This is a genomic window from Polynucleobacter sp., from assembly GCF_040400325.1.
In the GTDB taxonomy this organism is placed as follows: domain Bacteria; phylum Pseudomonadota; class Gammaproteobacteria; order Burkholderiales; family Burkholderiaceae; genus Polynucleobacter.
Window position 1 is genome coordinate 64,331 of sequence record NZ_JBBAQK010000007.1, and the last position, 22,018, is coordinate 86,348.

20 protein-coding genes are annotated in these 22,018 nt (G+C 44.5%); 10 read left to right on the top strand and 10 right to left on the bottom strand.

The window, feature by feature from the left end:
• The first annotated feature begins 83 nt into the window (after positions 1-83).
• From ABWP14_RS06985 to ABWP14_RS06995, 3 genes are all read left to right on the top strand, one after another.
• Entirely contained in the window at positions 84-1,625 is a 1,542-nt protein-coding gene (locus ABWP14_RS06985; protein ID WP_353202252.1) for an efflux transporter outer membrane subunit, read from the top strand.
• Between the two features lie 136 nt (positions 1,626-1,761).
• Positions 1,762-2,901, top strand: a complete 1,140-nt coding sequence (locus tag ABWP14_RS06990) for an efflux RND transporter periplasmic adaptor subunit (protein WP_353202311.1) — start codon at positions 1,762-1,764, stop codon at positions 2,899-2,901.
• Positions 2,902-2,908: 7 nt separating this feature from the next.
• Positions 2,909-5,944 carry an efflux RND transporter permease subunit gene (locus ABWP14_RS06995; protein ID WP_353202253.1) on the top strand — a complete coding sequence of 1,012 codons (3,036 nt, stop codon included), beginning with the start codon at positions 2,909-2,911 and terminating at the stop codon, positions 5,942-5,944.
• Between the two features lie 7 nt (positions 5,945-5,951).
• Here ABWP14_RS06995 and ABWP14_RS07000 read toward each other — a convergent pair whose 3' ends face one another.
• Genes ABWP14_RS07000 through ABWP14_RS07010 form a run of 3 tightly spaced genes read right to left on the bottom strand, consistent with a single transcriptional unit; the run spans position 5,952 to position 7,439 of the window.
• On the bottom strand, positions 5,952-6,614 hold the full coding sequence (locus tag ABWP14_RS07000; protein WP_353202254.1) for a glutathione S-transferase family protein: 663 nt from the start codon (positions 6,612-6,614) through the stop codon (positions 5,952-5,954).
• A gap of 29 nt (positions 6,615-6,643) precedes the next feature.
• Complete coding sequence (locus tag ABWP14_RS07005; RefSeq protein ID WP_353202255.1) at positions 6,644-7,144, bottom strand: flavin reductase family protein; 501 nt, start codon at positions 7,142-7,144, stop codon at positions 6,644-6,646.
• A 10-nt stretch (positions 7,145-7,154) separates the two neighbouring features.
• Positions 7,155-7,439 (bottom strand): hypothetical protein, encoded by a 285-nt coding sequence (locus tag ABWP14_RS07010; protein ID WP_353202256.1) that lies wholly within the window; start codon positions 7,437-7,439, stop codon positions 7,155-7,157.
• An 87-nt stretch (positions 7,440-7,526) separates the two neighbouring features.
• Between ABWP14_RS07010 and acuI the strand changes: the two genes are divergently transcribed.
• Both acuI and ABWP14_RS07020 read left to right on the top strand, forming a co-directional pair.
• The gene (gene acuI, locus ABWP14_RS07015; protein WP_353202257.1) at positions 7,527-8,510 is read left to right on the top strand and encodes an acrylyl-CoA reductase (NADPH); all 984 of its coding nucleotides are present in this window, start codon (positions 7,527-7,529) and stop codon (positions 8,508-8,510) included.
• A gap of 16 nt (positions 8,511-8,526) precedes the next feature.
• Positions 8,527-9,612, top strand: coding sequence for an MBL fold metallo-hydrolase (locus ABWP14_RS07020; protein WP_353202258.1), 1,086 nt, complete (start codon positions 8,527-8,529; stop codon positions 9,610-9,612).
• On the opposite strand, the gene ABWP14_RS07025 is transcribed toward ABWP14_RS07020, so the two are convergent.
• Entirely contained in the window at positions 9,524-9,970 is a 447-nt protein-coding gene (locus tag ABWP14_RS07025; protein WP_353202259.1) for a PhaM family polyhydroxyalkanoate granule multifunctional regulatory protein, read from the bottom strand. The genes ABWP14_RS07020 and ABWP14_RS07025 overlap by 89 nt on opposite strands.
• 74 nt (positions 9,971-10,044) lie before the next feature.
• Here ABWP14_RS07025 and ABWP14_RS07030 point away from each other — a divergent pair, with 74 nt between their 5' ends.
• The gene (locus ABWP14_RS07030; protein WP_353202260.1) at positions 10,045-11,109 is read left to right on the top strand and encodes a homocysteine S-methyltransferase family protein; all 1,065 of its coding nucleotides are present in this window, start codon (positions 10,045-10,047) and stop codon (positions 11,107-11,109) included.
• Positions 11,106-13,859 (top strand): methionine synthase, encoded by a 2,754-nt coding sequence (metH, locus tag ABWP14_RS07035; RefSeq protein ID WP_353202261.1) that lies wholly within the window; start codon positions 11,106-11,108, stop codon positions 13,857-13,859. Before ABWP14_RS07030 ends, metH begins: the two co-directional genes overlap by 4 nt.
• Here the strand turns inward: metH and ABWP14_RS07040 are convergent.
• Positions 13,856-14,173, bottom strand: coding sequence for a DUF1840 domain-containing protein (locus ABWP14_RS07040; RefSeq protein WP_353202262.1), 318 nt, complete (start codon positions 14,171-14,173; stop codon positions 13,856-13,858). The two genes, metH and ABWP14_RS07040, sit on opposite strands and share 4 nt — an antisense overlap.
• Positions 14,174-14,208: 35 nt before the next feature.
• On the opposite strand from ABWP14_RS07040, the gene argS reads away from it, so the two are divergent.
• Genes argS through ABWP14_RS07055 form a run of 3 tightly spaced genes read left to right on the top strand, consistent with a single transcriptional unit; the run spans position 14,209 to position 17,223 of the window.
• Positions 14,209-15,936, top strand: a complete 1,728-nt coding sequence (gene argS, locus ABWP14_RS07045; protein ID WP_502930154.1) for an arginine--tRNA ligase — start codon at positions 14,209-14,211, stop codon at positions 15,934-15,936.
• Between the two features lie 37 nt (positions 15,937-15,973).
• On the top strand, positions 15,974-16,582 hold the full coding sequence (locus tag ABWP14_RS07050) for an SPOR domain-containing protein (protein WP_353202263.1): 609 nt from the start codon (positions 15,974-15,976) through the stop codon (positions 16,580-16,582).
• The gene (locus ABWP14_RS07055) at positions 16,579-17,223 is read left to right on the top strand and encodes a thiol:disulfide interchange protein DsbA/DsbL (RefSeq protein WP_353202264.1); all 645 of its coding nucleotides are present in this window, start codon (positions 16,579-16,581) and stop codon (positions 17,221-17,223) included. Before ABWP14_RS07050 ends, ABWP14_RS07055 begins: the two co-directional genes overlap by 4 nt.
• 23 nt (positions 17,224-17,246) lie before the next feature.
• On the opposite strand, the gene ABWP14_RS07060 is transcribed toward ABWP14_RS07055, so the two are convergent.
• Genes ABWP14_RS07060 through ABWP14_RS07080 form a run of 5 tightly spaced genes read right to left on the bottom strand, consistent with a single transcriptional unit; the run spans position 17,247 to position 21,998 of the window.
• The gene (locus ABWP14_RS07060; RefSeq protein WP_353202265.1) at positions 17,247-18,023 is read right to left on the bottom strand and encodes an SDR family NAD(P)-dependent oxidoreductase; all 777 of its coding nucleotides are present in this window, start codon (positions 18,021-18,023) and stop codon (positions 17,247-17,249) included.
• The gene (locus ABWP14_RS07065; protein WP_353202266.1) at positions 18,020-19,309 is read right to left on the bottom strand and encodes a class I SAM-dependent methyltransferase; all 1,290 of its coding nucleotides are present in this window, start codon (positions 19,307-19,309) and stop codon (positions 18,020-18,022) included. Before ABWP14_RS07065 ends, ABWP14_RS07060 begins: the two co-directional genes overlap by 4 nt.
• Positions 19,306-20,091 carry a DUF1365 domain-containing protein gene (locus ABWP14_RS07070; RefSeq protein WP_353202267.1) on the bottom strand — a complete coding sequence of 262 codons (786 nt, stop codon included), beginning with the start codon at positions 20,089-20,091 and terminating at the stop codon, positions 19,306-19,308. The genes ABWP14_RS07065 and ABWP14_RS07070 overlap by 4 nt, the downstream gene beginning before the upstream one ends.
• Complete coding sequence (locus ABWP14_RS07075; protein WP_353202268.1) at positions 20,092-21,480, bottom strand: NAD(P)/FAD-dependent oxidoreductase; 1,389 nt, start codon at positions 21,478-21,480, stop codon at positions 20,092-20,094.
• Positions 21,480-21,998 (bottom strand): glutathione peroxidase, encoded by a 519-nt coding sequence (locus ABWP14_RS07080; RefSeq protein ID WP_353202313.1) that lies wholly within the window; start codon positions 21,996-21,998, stop codon positions 21,480-21,482. The genes ABWP14_RS07075 and ABWP14_RS07080 overlap by 1 nt, the downstream gene beginning before the upstream one ends.
• Between the last annotated feature and the right edge of the window lie 20 nt (positions 21,999-22,018).

Consider the following 22,018-nt stretch of genomic DNA (forward strand, 5'->3'; position numbering starts at 1 on the left):
CTATAAAATCAGAGTGTTACAAGGCTATGATTTCAAAACTGTGTTCAAATAACTCTTCTATAAGGGGATATTTGTTACAAGTCATGTTTTTTTCAAAAACACACCTGCCATCACGACTTCATTTTTTTCTGCTGATTTCTGCAGGACTATTGTCTGCGTGCGCAGTAGGGCCAGACTTTAAACAACCTGATCTACCTAAGGCCTCAAGTTATACAGAGAGTTCTCTGACTCAAAAACTCACAACTGCCCCTGGAGTGCCTGGTGGAACCGCGCAAGAGTTTGTTGCCGGAGCGGATATTGAGGCGCAGTGGTGGGAGCTCTATAAATCACCCGAGCTAGATGTATTAATTAAAAAAGCACTTCAACAAAATCCTAGCCTTGGTGCTGCTGATGCTGCATTGCGCTCTGCTCAAGAAAATGTCAATGCGCAAATTGGCGGGCAATATTTTCCAGCCATTGGTTTAAATGGTAGCGCAGCTAGGCAGCTTCAGCCAGCAGGAATTTTTGGCTTACCTTATGGCTCTGATATCTATAACGTCTATAACACCTCTGTCAATGTCAGCTATAAGTTAGATGTATTCGGTGGCGCACGCCGTGCTGTCGAAAGTGCTAGGGCACAAGCTGAAATTACACAATTTCAGTTAGAGGGCGCTTACCTTTCTTTAACTGCCAATATTGTTACTGGGGCCGTTCGTGAGGCTGCCTTGCGTGCCCAGATGCAGGCAACAGAAGAAATTTTAAAAGCCCAAACTAACTTAGCTGAGTTGACTGAAAGACAGTTAGACATTGGAACTGTTTCTAAGGTGGATGTCACTTCACAAAGAACATTAGTTTCTAGCTCACAAGTAGATTTAGTGAATTACGAACGAAATCTCGCCTTTGCTCGAAATCAATTGGCAGTATTGGTTGGTGAATTACCAAGTAACGCTAATATCACCAAGTTTGATTTAAGTACGCTTCGCTTGCCAGAGAAATTACCACTCTCAGTACCGTCTAGCCTAGTCCGTCAGCGCCCTGACGTTCGTGCAGCAGAGGCTCAATTAAAGTCAACGAATGCCTTAGTGGGGGTGGCAACAGCTAACTTATTGCCACAATTGAATATTACGGGTGCAATTGGTTCAGCCGCTTTAACTAGCAGCGCTTTATTTGGGCCAAATGCAAGCTTATGGGCAATTGCAGGTGGAATTTTTCAGCCTTTTTTCCAGGGTGGGCAACTATTGGCGCAGCGTCGTGGTGCGATTGCAAATTACGAACAAGCGGTTTACCAGTACCAGGCAACAGTTCTTAAGGCATTTCAGGAGGTGGCTGATGCACTGCGCGCTCTTGAAACGGGCTCACAAGCTTTAAAATCTGCTTCGGATGCAGAGCGCTATGCTTATGAAACACTAGATCTAGTTCAGCAGCAATACAAACTAGGTACTGCAAGTTATTTAGCAGTTCTGTATTACCAAAATCAATATCAATTGGCTAAGGTGAAATCAGTCTCTGCACAAGCGACACGTTTTGCTGATACCGCAGCACTATTTGCAGCATTAGGTGGTGGTTGGTGGAATCGTACTGGCCCTGCTTTTCAACCAAAAGACATAGCGAATAAAGATCACAATGAAACTTCTGGAAAAAATTAAGACTAAGTTGCTTGCTGTCATTGTGGCCGTATGGTCATGGCTAAATCTCAAGGCGATGGGTGATAGGGTGCATGCTCTTTGGACTCGCATGGGTCAGAAATGGCGTAATACAAAGTTACATAAAAAATTGATGGCGATGGAGCCACTGCCACGTCGAATGATCATCATGTTATGTGGTGTTTTTCTGTTGTTAGGATTGATTTTTGCCTTTAATCAATCTAAGACCATCCTGATTAAGTATTTCATTTCAGGCATGGGTTTACCGCCAGCAACCGTTTCAACAATGGAGATTGGCACATCTGAGTGGCAGCCCAAGTTAAGTAGTGTTGGAAATATTCGTGCCTTTAGGGGTGTTGAGCTGAGTACAGAACTTGCTGGATTGGTTGCAGCCGTACCGATTAAATCAGGTCAAGATGTTAAAGAGGGCGAACTGCTCATCAAGCTAAATGACACATCAGATGTCGCCCAGTTAAATTCATTGATGGCCATGGCTGATTTAGCTAAGGTGATTAATGAGCGTGATAGACAGCAGCTAGCCATTCAGGCAATTAGTAAAAACGTATTTGATACCAGTGCAGCTGATGCGAAATCAAAGCAGGCACAAGTAGAGCAGCAAATAGCTTTGGTTGCCAAGAAAAACCTCAAAGCACCATTCTCGGGGCGCATCGGTATTGTTTCGATCAACCCTGGGCAGTATGTGAACTCAGGTGACAAGCTGCTGACTTTACAAACTTTAGATCCGATTTTTGTAGATTTTAATTTGCCACAAAATAATGCTGAGCAAATTAAGGTGGGCCAGGAAGTGGAGGTCACCACAGATGCCTTTAAGGACGCTAGCTTTACCGGCAAGATTACTGCTGTGAGCCCCAAAGTGGATACCAACACTCGAAACATTCAAGTGGAAGCTCGACTGACGAATCCTGACAAGAAAATTCTTCCCGGCATGTTTGCTAATGTCAATATTAAGTTGGGTGATCAAGTGAAGTTACTAACTTTACCGCAAACTTCTGTGACCTATAACCCATATGGCTCGACAGTCTTCCTTGCTAAGACTACTGGCAAGAAAGATAAACAAGGTAAAGATATTTTGGAGGCACAACAAGTCTTCGTCACTACGGGCGCAACCCGCGGTGATCAAGTGGCAATCCTGAAAGGGGTTGAAGAGGGTGCAACAGTTGTTACTAGTGGACAGCTGAAGTTAAAGAACGGTACCCCTTTGATTATTAATAACAAGGTGCAGCCAGCTAATTCGCCTAATCCAAAGCCTCAGGAATAAGTAGCAGATGAATTGGACTGACATATTTATTCGAAGACCGGTGCTCTCACTGGTAGTCAGTGCGCTTGTCCTGGTATTTGGTTTGAAGGCGGTTGGTAGCCTACCTGTTAATCAGTACCCCCAAACTCAAAATGCGATTGTCACCATTACCACTGCTTACTTTGGCGCTGATCCTGAAACAATCGCAGGGTTTATTACGCAACCCTTAGAGGCTTCTATTGGACAGGCGCAAGGCATCGATTACTTGTCCTCTGCAAGCGTGAGTGGCGTTTCCACCATCATTGCTACTTTGAAGTTAAATTACGACTCCAATGCAGCGCTAACCCAAATTCAAACCCAGATTGGTGCTGTCAGAAACCAATTGCCCCCGCAGGCTCAGCAGCCTGTATTGACTGTACAGGTTGGGCAATCTACTGCGGCAATGTATATGGGTTTTTACAGTGATGAGATTCCGAATAATGCGATTACTGACTACTTGCTCCGAGTAGTAAAGCCAAAACTAGACTCTGTTGACGGTGTTCAAAACGCAGAAATTACTGGTGGTAGAAAATTTGCTTTGCGTGCTTGGTTAGATCGCGAAAAGATGGCTGGTCTTGGTGTTGGGGCTGACGATGTTTATAACGCCATGGCAGCGAATAATTACTTATCTGCGGTAGGTAGCACGAAAGGTGATATGGTGGCCGTTGATCTGGTTGCCGGAACAGATTTACATACTCTTGAAGAGTTTCGTAAGTTAGTGATCAAAAAAGATGGCGTGAATATAGTCTATCTAGACCAAGTTGCCAATGTAACCCTTGGTTCTGAGGACTACAACACCAACGTTGCATTTAGCGGTAAGCGGTCAGTGTTCATCGCTATTAAAGTTGCCCCCCAAGCCAATTTATTGGATGTCGCGCAACGTATACGGGACATTGTTCCTGAGATCCAAAAGCAATTACCAGTCGGTATGACTGGTAAGGTGGTTTATGACTCAACTATGTTTATTACTAGTTCGATTGATGAAGTAATAATCACTTTACTAGAAGCTTTATTAATTGTGACGGTAGTCATCTACCTCTTTTTGGGTAGTTATCGTGCTGTGGCGGTACCAGTAATTGCGATGCCACTCTCATTAATTGGCACCTTCTTCATGATGCAGGTATTAGGCTACTCAATTAATTTATTAACGCTCTTGGCTTTAGTGTTAGCAATTGGATTGGTGGTTGATGATGCCATTATTGTGGTGGAGAACGTTGATCGTCATATGAAAGAAGGCAAGTCGCCATTAGAGGCTTCTTTAATTGCTGCCCGAGAATTAGGTGGTCCGATTTTAGCAATGACGATCGTTTTAATCGCGGTATATATCCCAATTGGCTTTCAGGGAGGCTTAACGGGCGCTCTGTTTACTGAGTTTGCCTTTACTTTGGCTAGTGCCGTAGCTGTCTCGGGCCTGATTGCGTTAACACTTTCGCCAATGATGTGCTCTCGCATTTTTACTGAAGAGCAAGAGGCTTCTCCATTTGTACAAAAGATTGATCGCATCTTTGATAAGGTTCACCACAGCTATCAAAGTACCCTACGAGATTTATTAAGTACATGGCAAGTCATTATTGTGATGGGTGCCATTCTATTGGGGGGTGTTGCATATTTATATGCAACTGCACGTGCAGAATTAGCGCCTACTGAAGATCAGGGCATTGTATTGATGCAGGCTTCCGGACCGCCTAACAGTACGGTAAATCAAATGCAGACTTATGCTGATCAGATTTATCAGATATCTAGCGCGGAACCCGAGTATGAACAAATGTTCCAAATTACCAGCCCTACCAGTAGTTTTGGTGGCGTCTTGCTAAAAGATTGGACTCAACGAAGCCGCAATGCCACCAAGTTCCAAGAGGATATGCAAAAGAAGTGGAATTCAATTGCTGGTGTTCGGGTTGCAGCATTCCAATTCCCTGCATTGCCTGGAGCTCAAGGATTCCCAGTTCAAGTGGTCATTACTACAACAGAGCCATATGATCAGTTGAATGAAGTTTCACAAGCAGTATTAGATAAGGCACGTCGTAGCGGAAACTTTTTCTATGTTGATTCAGATCTAAAAATTGATAAACCGCAAGATGTTTTAGTGATTGATCGCGAGAAAGTAGCGGCCCTAGGAATGACGCAACAGCAGGTTGGCGCAGCATTGTCAGCAGCCTTAGGCGGTGGTTATGTGAATTATTTTTCTGTTTCAGGGCGCTCATATAAAGTCATTCCTCAGGTCAAGCAAGTCGATAGATTAAACCCCGATCAAATCTTGGATTACTACATTCGTACTCCCAGTGGTGCAATGGTTCAAGCCCGCACTATTGCAACTATTAAGAAAAGAGTAGTACCCCAATCAATCAATCACTTTCAGCAATTGAATTCAGCCACCATTGCTGGTGTGAATACACCATTTATTTCACAGGAAGATTTATTGGAGTTCATGCGTCAGACTTTGAAAGAGGTCGCACCAAACGGATATAGCATGGATTACGCTGGACCCTCACGTCAGTTTATGGCTGAATCTGGTGGTTTCTTGGTAACCATGTTCTTTGCGATTTTGATCGTGTTCTTGGTGCTAGCTGCTCAATTTGAGAGCTTTCGCGATCCCATTGTGATCTTGGTCTCAGTTCCCCTTGCCTTATTTGGTGCGCTTATCTTTATCAACTTAGGATTCACTACGCTAAACGTTTATACCCAGGTGGGCTTAGTTACTCTCATGGGCTTAATTAGTAAGCATGGAATCTTGATTGTGGAATTTGCTAATGAATTACAAGGGGCTGGTCGCAGTAAGCTCGATGCTATTGTCGAGGCAAGTAGCGTACGTTTAAGACCCATCCTAATGACTACTGCGGCGATGGTTCTGGGAGTGGTTCCTTTGGTGATTGCCTCAGGAGCAGGTGCTGCAGGTCGTCAGTCAATGGGTATCGTGATCTTTACCGGATTATCAATCGGCACCCTCTTCACCTTATTTGTTGTTCCAGCAATGTATCTATTGCTAGGCGCTGACCACCATAAAAATAAATTTAAGCAACCGTAAGCTTTCCTTATTTGATGATGTTGAGCTGTTTCTCGACAATTTCATTAAATAAGGTTTCTGTTTCCAAGCGCTTCAGCCATGCATCAATATTTTTTAGCTTGATACGACCGCCAGTTTTTTCTGGAAAGGTTTCATCTACCAATATCCAACGAGCAACGCAGAGCCCTAGAGCAATATCGCCAATGTGAAATTGCTTACCAGAGCAATAGTCTTGATTTGCTAGAGTAGTATCCAGTAGTTCTAACAAGTTATTGGTGTCTTGATACCCTTTTTTAATGGCATCGTACTTACGTTCGTTTTCAGGTACGCGAGTTAAGCCTAAAAATGGTGCACGTAAAGCTGGCCATAAAGTTCCAACTTGCCAATCAAGCCATTTTTCTGAACCATATTGACTGGCAATGTCACTTGGATAACGGCCCTGCTTATCGTATTGGCGCGCTAGGTAGCGCATGATGGTATTCGATTCCCAAAGTACGATATCACCATCTTCCAGGGTTGGGACCAGCCCATTAGGGTTTAATTTGAGAAACTCAGGAGTGCGATTCACTCCAAAGTGAAGTCCTGCATCAATTCGCTCGAAGTCTTTACCTTCTTGCATTCCAAGTTCAGCCAGACACCACAAAACTTTTTGTACATTGATCGAACTTTTACGGCCCCATAAACGCATCATGACTTTTCCTTCATTTGTATTTACTTGAATTAAATTGTTTTAAGTTCGGCGAAATCAAGACCAACAAATTTGCTGCGTGCAAAAATGAGCGGTTCTTTTTCTGGATGATTTGTTAGGCTTATTACTTTGGCAACGATGATGTTATGGTCCCCACCGGTATGGACGTAAACAGTTTCACATTCGTAATAAGCAACACAGTCATTGATCTGACAAAGACCACTATCAGCAATTTGATGATCCACACCGATCAACTGATCATGCTTAACAGTTGCAAAGTGCATGGCTAAATCTTCTTGTGCGCGTTCAAGTACATGAATCAGATGTTTTTTCCCAAGACCCATCCAAGGCATGAAGCGCGACTGTTTTTTTAGGCTCCAAAGAATCAGTGGGGGTTCTAAGGAAACCGTATTAAATGAGCTGATGGTGATGCCATGATGCTGCTGCTGTTCATCAAGGCAAGTAATGACGGTAACCCCTGTTGCGAATGAGGCGAATCCTTTGCGTAACTCCTGGGAGGTAAATGGGGCCATTGACTATGAATTACTTGCTTACAGGAGTAATAGTGGTTCCAGGAATAGGCATCAAGATTTCATTCTCTTCGGCTTTGACGCATTTAAAGCGATACTCCTTGTTAGCCTTGGAGAGAAAGCTTGCTCCTTGGTAAAAGTCGTTCCGGCAAGTGTTTGTAGCAAAGTCCATTACCTCTTGAGGGGGAGCGCTAGAATTAATCAGGCGCATATTGCCCATAGACATGCCGAGTTGGGTTGAGGAGCAGCCAGCTAGTAGTAAGCTAGAAAGCGCAGTTAATAGTAGAATTTTTTTCATGGAAACCCCCATAATCATCAATGCTCGCTAGGATAAACCTATTACGCATTTGTTGCGGGGAAAAGCTTCGATCTAAAAGGAAGATGCATGTTTAAGGCTATTTTGGTAAAAAAGGATGATCAGGGCTATCGCGCTGAGCTGGCAGAGCTTGATGAGGCTAGCTTGCCCGAAGGTGATGTAAAGGTGAGGGTGCTTTACTCCACCCTCAATTACAAAGATGGTCTAGCCATTACTGGTAAAGGCCCTGTCGTACGCAACTTTCCGATGGTGCCGGGGATCGATTTCGCGGGGGAAGTAATAGAGAGCAGTAGCCCCGACTTTAAGGCTGGCGATATGGTCCTTCTTAATGGTTGGGGCGTTGGAGAAGGTCACTGGGGTGGTTTAAGTCAAATGGCGCGGGTCAAGGCCGAGTGGCTCATTCCATTGCCTAAAGGCTTTACAGCCAAGCAGGCTTTGGCCATTGGCACTGCAGGTTATACCGCCATGCTATGTGTGATGGCGCTGCAATCTCATGGTCTTAAGCCAAGTGATGGTGAAGTTTTAGTCACTGGTGCGGCAGGTGGCGTCGGTAGCTTTGCGATTGCGCTCTTAAGTAAATTGGGATTTACGGTGGTCGCTAGTACTGGGCGTTTATCTGAAGAGAATTATTTAAAGCAGCTTGGTGCCTCAGAGGTCATTGAGCGCACTGCCTTATCTGCCCCTGGAAAGCCCTTGGCGAAAGAGCGTTGGGCTGCTGTAGTGGATAGCGTTGGAAGCCATACCTTGGCGAACGCCTGCGCCCAAACGAAGAGTGATGGCGCAGTTGCTGCTTGTGGCCTTGCGCAAGGCATGGACTTTCCTTCTAGTGTGGCACCATTTATTCTTCGTGGCATCACTTTATATGGTATCAATAGTGTTACCGTGGCACGTGCAAAAAGAATTGCTGCTTATGAGCAATTAAGTAAGCTGATTGATTTAAAAACTCTTGATGAGATTTCTCATGAAATTAATTTGGAGGAGTCCTTAAAATATGCACAAGAGCTCATGGCAGGTAACATCCGAGGGCGGGTGATTGTCAACGTCAATCAATAATCGGTTAAATAAATATATGAACAATAAACCTCCGTTAGCTTCTGAAAGCGCTCTTCATTACCCCCTTGGAGATCAGCTTCCAGAGTTAGGTAGTAGCATTGAAGTAGCCCCAGGAGTTCGTTGGCTCAGAATGAAACTGCCATTTGCTTTGGACCATATTAATTTATGGCTCTTGCGCGATGAAATTGATGGTGTGGATGGCTGGACCATCGTCGATTGCGGTATAGCCAATGATGAAACTAAGGCTGCATGGGACAAAATATTTGCAAATGAACTCAATGGATTACCAGTATTGCGAGTCATTGTGACGCATATGCATCCTGATCATGTGGGGCTTTCACAATGGTTATGTGAAAAATGGAAGGCGCCCTTATGGATTTCGATGACAGATTATTTAACTGCTCAATGGTTAAGTCATAAAGAGGGTGGTGCAGCCATTGGCTCAAGGGCTGGCGGCGACGGGTCTGCAGACCATTTTCAAAAACATGGTCTGACTACACCGGAGGATTTAGAAAAGATTCGGGGCCGCTCTAACTACTATGGCAATCTGGTTCCCGGTGTTCCAAGACAATATCGGCGGATTATTAATGGTGAAAACATTCTGATCAGTGGCCGAGAGTGGCAAGTCATTATGGGCTTCGGTCATGCACCAGAGCACGCCTCGCTTTTTTGCAAAGATCTTGGAGTATTAATTTCTGGAGATATGTTGTTGCCACGAATTTCCACTAACGTCAGTGTCTTTGATGTGGACCCTGATGCAGATCCTTTGGGGCTCTATCTAGACTCTCTAGATGAATATTTGCCACTGCCAGATGACACCTTAGTGCTGCCTTCACACGGTAAGCCTTTTACAGGAATGAAGATACGGATTACTCAGCTTAAGACACACCATGATGAGCGTTTAGCCGATACCTTGGGCGCATGTCAAAAACCGGCACATGCTAGAGAGATCGTGCCGGTTTTGTTTAAGCGCGAATTAGATATTCATCAGCTTACTTTTGCCATGGGCGAGGCTATTGCCCATCTGAATTACCTACTTCGTCGAGGTAAGTTGCATCGCCAGCTTTGCGACGACGGCGTGTTGCGGTTTTCCGTGGTTTAGCACTGGTTTTGGTTTTTGAATTTTCAGCGGTTTTAGAGGCTGTTGCACCAGCGGCAGAAACAGCTTCACCAAAAGACTTTAAGGCCATCATGGTGGCATGCTGAACCTCTAAGCCTTGAATGGTTGATTTAAGAATATTGAGGTTGAGATTTAGCCAGCTTTCAACGCTCTTGAGATCCTTGATGCGCTTTTCTAATTCCTCTACATCTAGGCCTGGAAAGGCGGAAGTAAAGCCGCCAGCAGCCTTAGATGCGTCTGTAGTAAAGGGAAATTGCCCGGCTTGAGCTGCCGCACCTTGTCCCCACATGGTTTTGAACATATCAAGGCTTTGATTAAATTCAGGAATAGTTCCGAACATATAAGGCTCCAAGTAAATAAAAAGTGGCTTTTCCAATAGAATAAGGGATTCTAGAGATTATTCCCGGTTAAGTAATGTTATTTAAAGGTTTATCCCAGCCGTACACCCGTGGTCAGGCGCTTCCTGAGCTGCTGAAGCAGCGCATCCTCATTTTGGATGGAGCAATGGGAACCATGATTCAGCAGTACAAGTTTTCAGAAGAAGATTACCGAGGCCTTCCTGGAAATCCTCGTTTTTTAAATCATCCTGGTGACTTAAAAGGCAACAATGAATTGTTAGTGCTGACCCAGCCAGAAACTATTAGCAAGATTCATGAACAATACTTAGATGCTGGTGCAGACATTATTGAAACCAATACCTTTGGTGCTACTTCCGTAGCGCAAGACGATTACAAAATGCCTGGTTTGGCCCGTGAAATGAATGAAGTTTCAGCAAAGCTAGCGAAGGCCGCATGCGAAAAATACAGCACGCCTGATAAGCCACGTTTTGCTGCTGGCGCGATTGGACCAACACCAAAGACTGCAAGCATTTCTCCTGATGTAAATGACCCTGGTGCACGAAACATTACTTTTGATGCGTTGCGAGCATCTTATCGCGAGCAAATTGAGGGCCTATTTGCTGGTGGCGTAGATTTATTTTTAGTAGAGACGATCTTTGATACGCTCAATGCTAAAGCCGCTTTGTTTGCTTTAGATGAATTTTTTGAAGAGACAGGCGAACGTTTGCCAGTGATGATTTCTGGAACAGTAACAGATGCATCAGGCCGTATTCTGTCTGGTCAAACGGTTGAGGCCTTTTGGAATAGCTTGCGTCATATTAAGCCACTTACTTTTGGATTAAATTGCGCTTTAGGTGCTGCACTCATGCGCCCATATATTGCTGAATTGGCACGTATTTGTAATGTAGCAGTTTCCTGCTACCCCAATGCAGGCCTACCTAATCCTATGAGCGATACGGGCTTTGATGAGACGCCAGAAATTACTTCGAGCTTAATGGATGGATTTGCTAAAGATGGCTTGGTCAATCTTGTAGGCGGCTGCTGCGGCACCACACCCGAACATATTCGTGCAATTGCAAATGCGGTTTCCAAGCGTAAACCCCGTGCTTTTTATCGTGAAGATGCGGGGGCAGTGGCGTGAGCACCATAGAAAATCAACAACCGAAACCTGCAATGAAGCTGTCTGGGCTTGAATCATTTAATGTCACGCCAGTTGTGGGCTTTGTCAATATTGGCGAGCGTACAAACGTTACGGGATCTAAAGCGTTTTCTCGCATGATTCTGAATAACCAATTTGATGAGGCGCTCGTAGTGGCCCGTCAACAGGTTGAAAATGGCGCCCAAGTGATTGATATCAATATGGATGAGGCAATGTTAGATTCAGAAGCAGCGATGACGCGCTTTTTGAATTTGATTGCCTCAGAGCCGGATATTGCTCGTGTACCGATCATGATCGACTCTTCTAAATGGACCGTGATCGAAGCCGGGCTAAAGTGTATTCAAGGTAAGCCGATTGTTAATTCTATTTCTTTAAAGGAAGGCGAAGAGTTATTTAGAAAACAAGCTCGACTCATTCGCCGCTATGGGGCCGCCTCAGTAGTAATGGCCTTTGATGAAGTTGGGCAAGCTGATACGTTCAAGCGCAAAACGGAAATTTGTCAGCGTTGTTACGAAATCTTAGTGAATGAAATCGGTTTTCCAGCTGAAGATATTATTTTTGATCCGAATATTTTTGCTATTGCCACGGGAATTGAAGAGCATGATAACTATGCAGTAGATTTTATTAATGCCACTCGTTGGATTAAGGAAAATCTTCCAGGCGCCAAAGTAAGTGGTGGCGTTTCTAATGTTAGTTTTTCTTTCCGCGGTAATGACCGTGTCCGCGAGGCGATTCATACAGTATTCCTTTATCACGCCATCAAGGCAGGCATGGATATGGGTATCGTGAATGCAGGACAGCTTGGAGTCTATGCAGATCTAGACTCAGAACTTCGTGAGCGCGTTGAAGACGTTGTACTGAATCGTTTTAAAGAAAAAGACGGAAAAACACCAACAGAGCGCTTATTGGATATTGCTGACCAATTTAAGGGTGGCGGAGCTAAGCAAGTTGAAAACTTAGTCTGGCGTGAAGAGTTGGTGCGTGAGCGCCTAACGCATGCTTTAGTGCATGGTATTACTACTTTTATCGAAGAAGACACTGAAGAGCTTCGTGCACAAATTATGGGTGGGGGTGGTAGGCCGATTGAAGTAATCGAGGGCCCACTCATGGACGGTATGAATGTGGTTGGCGATTTGTTTGGTGAGGGCAAAATGTTCTTGCCACAAGTAGTAAAGAGTGCGCGGGTAATGAAACAGGCTGTGGCTATTCTCATTCCTTATATTGAGGAGGAAAAGCGCTTACACATTGCTGGCGGCGGTGAGGCGAAAGCTAAAGGCAAGATTGTCATGGCTACCGTTAAGGGCGATGTGCATGATATTGGTAAGAATATTGTGACTGTAGTGTTGCAATGTAATAACTTTGAAGTAGCTAATATGGGGGTGATGGTTTCCTGTGCTGAAATTCTCAAGCGCGCTAAGGAAGAGAAGGCCGATATAGTTGGCCTTTCTGGCTTAATTACACCTTCCCTTGAGGAGATGACTTACGTTGCCCAAGAAATGCAACGTGATGACTATTTCCGTGAGCGACAAATTCCACTAATGATTGGCGGCGCTACCACCTCTCGAGTACATACTGCTGTAAAGATTGCTCCTCATTACGATGGTCCAGTTGTTTATGTGCCTGACGCATCGCGCTCTGTCTCGGTTGCCTCCAGTCTGCTTTCGGATGAGAGCGCCAAAAAATTCATTCAGGACCTTCGTGACGACTATGTTCGTATTCGTGAGCAACACGCTAATAAAAAAGCAGCGCCTACCATTTCTCTGCAGGCGGCACGCAAAAATCGCGAGTTAATCGATTGGGCTAACTATGTTTCTGAGAAGCCAAAGTTTATTGGCCGCCGAGTTTTTAAAAACTTTGCCTTAGCCGATATTGCTCAATATATTGATTGGACCCCCTTCTTCCAGACTTGGGATTTAGCTGGGAAATTTCCGGCCATCTTAGATGATGAAGTGGTGGGCGTGGAAGCGTGTAAGGTATTTGAAGATGCTAAAACCCTGTTAGATAAATTAATTAAGGGCCAATGGTTACAAGCAGATGCGGTAGTTGCTTTTTACCCTGCGAATGCTGTCGGTGATGACATTATTTTATATAGCGATGAAGCACGCGAGCATTCATTATTTGTGTGGCATAACTTACGTCAGCAAGCTGAGCGTCCAGTGATTGATGGCGTGCGTAGACCAAATCGTTGTTTGGCAGACTATGTTGCACCAAAGGAATCTGGGGTCTCTGATTATCTAGGTTGCTTCGCGGTGACAACAGGCCATGGCGTGGAGAAAAAGGTCGCAGAATTTCAAGCAAAGCATGATGATTACAGCGCTATTATGTTGAAGGCTTTGGCTGATCGTTTAGCGGAAGCTTTTGCTGAGCTGATGCATCATCGCGTGAGAACCGATTTATGGGGCTATGCTGTCGATGAGGTTTTGACAAATGACGAAATGATCCATGAAGAATATCGTGGCATTCGACCGGCGCCTGGATATCCTGCCTGTCCTGCACATGAAGTCAAAAAGGATTTATTACGCGTGATAGGCTCAGAAGATATTGGGATGACTTTGACTGAGTCGATGGCAATGAACCCTGCATCGAGCGTGAGCGGATTCTATTTGGCTCACCCGCAAGCTCGTTACTTTAATGTTGGTAAGTTGTCTACTGACCAGATAGAGGACTTGGCCCAACGTCGCGGCGAATCTATTGACGACGTGCGTCGTCAATTATCTAGCTCTCTGGATTAAACGCCCCACATCACAGGCTCACCTTTGGCATTGCTTTGCTTTAAAAGCTCAAGAAAGGGATACGCTCTTTGGCCTAGCCGATCTGCCAGTTTGGGTATTTCTGAGTTTTCTTGATTTCCTGTCTTGATCTGTGACCGCTCTTCCAAATCTTTTAGGATGGCAGTTTCTAGGGTGCTAATCAGGCCTGGAAGTTGTTCGATTGTGAAAATTCCCCTAGGCTCCAATGGACGGCCCAAGATGTCAAAAATTCGCTTGCTTAAATCCGCCAGCATGATGACATCTGCCCCTGCTTTGGATCGAAATTGATAGATCATTTTGATAGCTTACCACCTGATAAACTCACTATCCTATGTTGTTGACTAATAAAAACCACCTAATTGAGATGCTGACTAAGGCTTTACAGGGCTTAGCTGATGAGCGAGGCTTGGGTGAGGTGCCGCAAGTACGGCTAGAGCGCCCTAAGTCTGCTGATCATGGAGATGTGGCGTGTAATATCGCTCTCCAGCTTTCTAAAGCTTGGAAACTGAACCCAAGAGAGTTGGCTCAGACGCTTGTGGAGCGCTTACAAAAACAATCTGGCTTTGACCAACTGATCGTTGCTTGTGAAATTGCTGGTCCAGGCTTCATTAACTTCAGACTGAGCAATGCGGCTAAAACTTCAGTAGTAAAAGAAATTTTGTCCTCGGGTTCTCAGTATGGAGAAATATCTCTGGGGGCTGGTCCTGTTACTAGTGCCATGATTGAGTTTGTTTCAGCAAACCCAACTGGGCCTTTGCATGTGGGGCATGGTAGACAGGCTGCTTTAGGTGATGCATTAGCCAATCTTTTGGCAACCCAAGGCATCAAAGTGCATCGTGAGTTTTATTACAACGATGCTGGAGTGCAAATCGCCAATCTAGCGCTATCGGTACAGGCTCGATTAAATGGATTAAAGCCTGGCGATACCGCATGGCCAGAGCAGGCCTATAACGGTGAATATATTGCTGAGATTGCTACTGCTTTTAAAGCATCACCTCAGTTTAAGGATGATCTTGAGGCGATTCGTCAATTTGCAGTAACGTATTTGCGGAATGAACAAGATATCGATTTAAAAACGTTTGGCGTCCAATTTGATTGTTACTACCTAGAGTCCTCTTTGTACACCGATGGTAGCGTTGCTCAAATTGTTGAAGATCTACAGAGTATCGGAAAAACCTATGAGGGTGAAGGTGCTTTATGGTTAAAGACGACAGCTGACGGTGATGATAAAGATCGTGTCATGCGCAAATCCGACGGTAGTTTTACTTACTTTGTTCCCGATGTGGCTTATCACGCGAGTAAGTGGAAGCGTGGCTTTGAAAAAGTAATTAATGTCCAGGGTAGCGATCACCATGGCACGATTGCTCGCGTTCGCTCAGGCTTGCAGGGAGTAGCCCAAAAGCGTGGATGGGATATTCCGAAAACTTATCCAGATTATGTTCTTCACAAGATGGTGACGGTGATGCGTCACGGCGAGGAAGTCAAAATTTCAAAACGTGCAGGATCTTATGTGACTGTGCGAGATTTAGTTGAGTGGTCAGGTGGCGTCACCCCTGAGATGACTCCGCAAGAACGAGATTTGGCATTGCAGCGAGGCCGTGATGCTGTACGCTTCTTTTTAATCTCTCGTAAGGCGGATACAGAATTTGTATTTGATATTGATTTAGCGCTACAGCAAAATGACGAGAATCCCGTTTTCTATGTGCAATATGCTCATGCTCGTATCAGCTCAATCCTGAGCCAATGGGGTGGAAAAACAAGTGATTTGGCGGTGGTCGACTTATCGCTCTTGGATAGTAAAGCATCCGACCATTTATTAAGACGTTTAGCAGAGTATCCAGAACTACTGACTGATGCAGCTGCTGATCTAGCGCCACATGCATTGGCATTCTATTTGCGTGATTTGGGGGGTGATTTCCACACTTTCTACAATGCCGATCGAGTATTGGTTGATGATCAGCATTTGAAATTAGCGCGGCTAGCCCTTCTATCAGCGACTCGCCAAGTCTTACAAAATGGTTTAAAAGTATTAGGTGTATCCGCACCAGCTAAGATGTAGTGACTACTTATGAAGTGACATGTAAGATGAGGAAATCATGAAAAAACCGAATCAGCAAAATGGCTTCAGTAAGCGCGTGAGTAGTAATACTCAATTCGGCGGTACTATTCTGGGTTTTATTCTAGGCCTAGGTGTAGGTTTAGGAATTGCTTTTGTGATTGCTTTTTATCTTTCTAAAAATACCCCCCAAGAAAGACCTGGGATGCGCGCACCTAATTTGCCACTCAACATTATTAAACCTGCCCCTCCTCCTGCTGAAGGAGAAACTACAATTCCTACCGAACCTATAGATTTGAATAAGCCTTTGCAGGGTAAGTCTTCTACCAATTCTGGGCCAGATACTATTAGCGATTTACTGAATAGTAAGAAGTCAGCTGAGACTTCATCAGCGCCAGCAGGAAAATCAGATGCGCAGTACTATCTTCAAATTGGCGCATTTGTGAAGCGAGCTGATGCTGATGCACAAAAAGCGACTTTGGCAATGCAAGGTATTCAGGTTCTGTTGAGCGAAGTCACGAGCGAAGGTAATACCTTGTGGCGAGTACGTATTGGGCCTTATGGTAGTTCTGAAGAAACAAATTCCATGCGTGATAAGTTAAATGGCATGGGTATCAAACCAACCCTTATTAAATCTAGTAAACCATGATTTCATTTAGCAAAAGAATCTTTACCTTATTCGCCTTCATCTGTTTAAGTGGCGCTGTGCTTGCACAAGGTCAAAAAATTGAAGAAGGTTTTGATTACCGTATTCTTCCGACTCCTCAGCCAGTTGAAACTAAGGGAAAAGTAGAGATCATTGAATTCTTTTGGTATGGATGCCCCCATTGTTATGACTTTGAGCCTGAGCTGATTGGTTGGGTGAAGCGTCAGCCTAAAGATGTTGTTTTCAAAAGAGTTCCAGTTGCTTTTCGGGATGACTTTATGCCCCACAGCCAACTCTTCTATACGCTGGAAGCTCTTGGTAAAGGCGACGCCCTGCATGAAAAAGTGATGTACGCCATGCATAAAGAAAATAAGCGTTTATTAACAGAATCAGAAATTGCTGATTGGGCCGCTTCTCAGGGCATTGATCGCAATACTTTTTTGGCCACCTATCGCTCATTTGCAGTGACTTCAAAAGCCCGTGCGGCTAGGCAGTTAGCTGACGCCTATCGCATTGATGGCGTGCCAACCATGGTGATGCAAGGTAAATACGTTACTTCCCCATCTATTGCTGGCACTAAGGCTAAAGCTATTGGAGTGATGGATTTCCTTGAAGAAAAGATTCGTAAAGATAAATACAAGTAGCGCTTGTTGACTTACAAACCTACTTAGATTTTTACAAAGCGACGAATAATCCAAAAGTACAGTGGATACGGTAGGATTCTGAGAAATTTTAAGAATCCTGAAAACCGTTTCGGAAAGTGAATATCAAACTCACCTTTTTGAATGCCAGATAATATTTCGCTTGCAGCCTCTTGAGCAGTAATTAATGCTGGCATTTCAAAATCATTTTGAGCGGTGGCTTCAGTAGCAACAAACCCTGGTGAGATCATATGCACACTGATACCCTGGGGTAATAAGTCGTAATACAAGGTTTCACAAAAATTAATAATTCCAGCTTTGCTCGGCCCATAAGCTAAGGCCTTTGGTAGTCCGCTATAACCAGCAACACTCCCTACAATAGCAATGTGCCCAGCGCACTCTTGAAGCATACGAGGTAGAACAACTGCTACCGCTCTCATGGGGCCTAAAAGATTAGCGTCAATCGTCTGCTCGGCAGTTTTGATATCAAAGTTATCGGCACGCAAGGGCACATAAACCCCTGAAACAAAAAGTAGCAAATCAATGCCACCCCAAGCTTGAATCATCTTTTGATAGCCAGTATTGATTTGATCATCTTGGGTTACATCGACAGGAAGAATTAATGTCTGCTCTGCGGGCGCAAGGTTTGCTATCTCTTGGAGGCGCTCAACCCTGCGGCTCGAAAGTGCCACCTTGGCCCCTTTTTGAATTAAAGCCTTGGCACATGCTTCACCAATGCCGCTCGAAGCGCCAATGATCCAAACACGTTTGCCAGAGAAGTGATCGATACCTAGTTGTTTCATGCGCTGAGGGCCTTACCCGAGTTTGTGGGAGCGTCATGGCTCAAAGTGAATTGCACCACATCGATACTACGCTCTGAGAATCCTGCGGAGCAATACATGAGGTAGAAATTCCAAAGTCGAATAAAAGCTTCATCAAATCCGAGTTGACGTACCTCTTGCAGTTTTCGATTAAAGTCATCTCTCCAGATGCAGAGCGTTTTAGCGTAATCAGTACCAAAAGCAAATTCAGCCTCTACCTTGAGGCCAGCTTGCGCGGCACTTTCTCGGAAGCTGACTCGTGAAGGAAGCATTCCGCCTGGAAATACGTATTGCTGGATAAAGTCAGTACTATGTCGATAGCGTTCAAAAAATTCTTCAGCAATCACAATAGTTTGAATACAAGCTTTACGGCCGGCTTTTAGGCGTTTAGCGATAGTTTGAAAATATTCTGGCCAATGCTTTTCGCCAACGGCCTCAAACATTTCAACAGAGACGATTCCATCGAACTGTTCTTGGCAGTCTCGATAGTCTTGTAGACGAACTTCAAATGCTGGAGCCTGTTCACGACTCGCTTGAATATTTTTTAAGCGTAAATCCGCAAACGCTTTTTGTTCAGTAGAAAGAGTTAAACCTGTGATGGCAATATTGCTATGTAGTGCCTCCTCCATCACCCCGCCCCAGCCACACCCGATTTCCAGAATGTGCTCTGATTCTTTTGAGCCAATTGAGTCGAGAATACGTCCAATTTTTGCTCGCTGTGCCTCTGCAAGCGACTGATTTTCACTTTCGGAAAACCAAGCGCTCGAATAACTCATTGTGGGATCAAGCCATAAAGTATAGAATGCATTCCCTAAGTCGTAGTGTGCTTGAATATTCTTGCGGCTACCCGATTTGGTGTTATCTCGCAGCCAATGTTTGAGGCGATAGAAAATCGAGCCATACCAGTTTCCATAAATGGCTTTTTCTAGAATAGTCCGATTGCGAATTGCGAGCTCTAGGAGAGCCTTCAGGTCGGGAGTATTCCATTGCCCGCGGATATAGCTTTCAGCAAAGCCGATATCGCCATGAGACATGACTTGCTTAAATACTGACCAATCTATAATCTGAATTTCTGCATGTAGAGCATCGGAAGGGTTGCCGAACTCTTTTCTTTCGTTATTTGGCAAGATGATTTTCAGATGGCCGCTACGCAACTGTGACAGTAATTTCAATAGAGCTTGAACGCTAAATCGGTATTGTTTGGATGACTTTGCTTTTGGTCGAGCAAAATTTAAACGAGAGAGTAATGATTGTCCGGGGCGATTCATCGGCTAATTTCAAATTCAGGAGGTTTAGGTTTCGAGATGAAGGGTACACCTTTGAACCACAGTTTCAATGCCTGCCAGTGGATACGGAAAATTACACCCAAGCTCATTAAGGGATACCTGATAAAAGCTAAATAGAGATTAGCACGACTAAGCGGGCGGCTTTGCCCACTAATGCTGGTGTTGATCAAGGGGCGTCCATCTTCATGGAGTTCAATACGGTAAACAGAGTGGCGGCCAGAGTTACTTTCATTGGGAAATAGGAAGCGGAAGTGGTATTCCCCGCGGATCTCGCAGAAAGGAGAAACATGAAATACTTTTTTGCTGGTCAGTGTCTCTCCAGAATGCAGGGCCTCACCGGAATCCTTATATAGTAAATAACAATGCCGTTCTCCAAAAGTATTATTCACCTCTGCAAGTACTGCTTGTACCTGTCCATTGGTGCGAGTAGAGATCCAAAAGCTGACAGGATTAAATACGTAGCCTAAAACTCTGGGAAAGGTTTGTAACCAAATTTCTCCATCAACATTGGGCACCTGATTTTCATGCAAAAGGTTTTCAATCCACGCAAGACTATTTGTTTTTCCCTGACCATGATCTTTGTCAAAGAAGGAGATTAATCCTCGGCGGTTATCCTTGAGGCCGCAATCGCTGAGTAGGCTAGGATTTACACTTCTAGCCCGCATAGGAATTGAGACGGTGAATACACCGTATCCAAAGGCATTGCGCGCAGGACGAAAGCGGCTATGCTTTACTACCCCAAAATTAATCTTTGGCTGATTCATTTATTGAGCATCTTGTTTGTGGCTATGTTTCACTGGTGAGCGTAGACTTTCTAATAGGGCCTCAGCAACCAACTCGCCCGAACGCAATCCATCCTCATGAAATCCAAATCCAGTCCAAGCGCCACAAAACCAAATAGATGAGTTCCCTTGTATCAGGGGCAACTCTTTTTGCGCTTGAATAGCGCCCATATCAAATACGGGGTGAGCATAACGAATTTCTTGATGTACTAACTTTGGATCAGGATCGGTTAATGGATTGAGGCTGACAATGATTTGTAGATCTTTCAATTCAGGAGGAAGAGGCTGCAAACGATTAATGAGATAGTTTACGCTGACATGCTGTTTTGCTGAGGGCATTGCGCCCGATTTAGCGGTGTAATTCCAGGCAGCCCAACAACGCTTTACCGAGGGTAAAAACCGGATATCTGTATGTAGGATCGCCCGATTTTTTTGATAGGGGATGGCGGCAAGAATATTTTTGGCATCCTGATGTATACCATGCAATAGCTCGAGAGATTGGTCGCTATGACAGGCCATCACTACTTCATCAAACCAGGCTGATCCAGACTCTGTGATAACTTCAGATTGCACGGTGCTGTCATTGCTAGCATTGACTCGTAGAACCGTTTTACGTTCAATGTCGACATGATGTTTTTCCAGAGCTGCTACAAGCCGTTTTACATACTCACGTGACCCACCTTGAATAGTTAGCCATTGAGGGCGATTTTGGATTTGTAGTAAGCCATGGTTATGGCAAAACCGCACCATTGTCTGAATCGGAAATTCCAGCATCTGCTCGACAGAGCAAGACCAGATTGCACCAATCATCGGTAAAAAATAATTTTCTTTAAAGCTTTGGCAAAACCGATTGCGATCTAGAAAATTGGCAATGGATTCATCTGGTTCGGCGTAAAGGTGGCCAGCTTCAATTTGGTCATTTGCTAATTGAGTAGCCAGACGATTGAAACGCAGAATATCAAAAGCCATCCTCCAAAAAGAGAAAGATAAGAGGTTCGATCTTTGACCAAAGAAGGAGTTGAGATCATTACCTGCCCATTCAATTGTTTTAGGTTTATGAGATTTTTCTGAGGCATCTATCGAAACTGAGAATGACATTTCCGAGAGCGCAATGGGCACTTGAATTTCTTCAAAAAGCCTTACTAGTCGTGGATATGTTTTGCGATTGAATACTAAGAAGCCTGTATCAACCCCATGCACAATTTCTTCCTTACCTACCTTATGCTTGAAATTGACTGTATTACTGTGGCCGCCGATGTGGGCGCCACCCTCATAAACTGTTATGTCTAAATCTCGGCGTTGCCTCAGGGCATAAGCGCATCCTAGGCCAGAAATGCCAGCACCAATAATGGCAATTCTTTTTTTACTCACTACACCTTCTCCTTCAGGAGTTTCTCAATCTCATTGGTGATACTGTTGCTGGTAGGTTTAGTCATGCTGTTGAAGGAGTCCACTACATTGCCATTTCGGTCAATCAGATACTTGTAGAAATTCCATTTTGGAGTAGTTCCTGTTTTGGCAATCAATGCCTTAAAGAGGGGGTTAGGCGTACTGCCAGAAACTGCGCTCTTGGCAAACATTGGGAATTTGACGTCATAAGTATTTTTGCAAAAGTCAGCAATTTCTTTATTGCTACCAGGTTCTTGCTGGCCAAAGTCATTTGAAGGAAAGCCCAATACCACCAACCCTTTATCTTTATATTTGGCATAAACCTTTTCAAGGCCATCATATTGGCTAGTAAACCCACAGTAGCTAGCTGTATTGACTACCAAAATGACCTTTCCTTGGTACTGGCATAGGCTTTGTGGCGCTTCGTCTTGCAGGCGCGGAAAGGTTTGAGATAGCAAGGGGCTGCAACTAGTGGCGGCATTGACAGTGTGAGCGCCCATTGCAAAAGCAAACAGGGTCA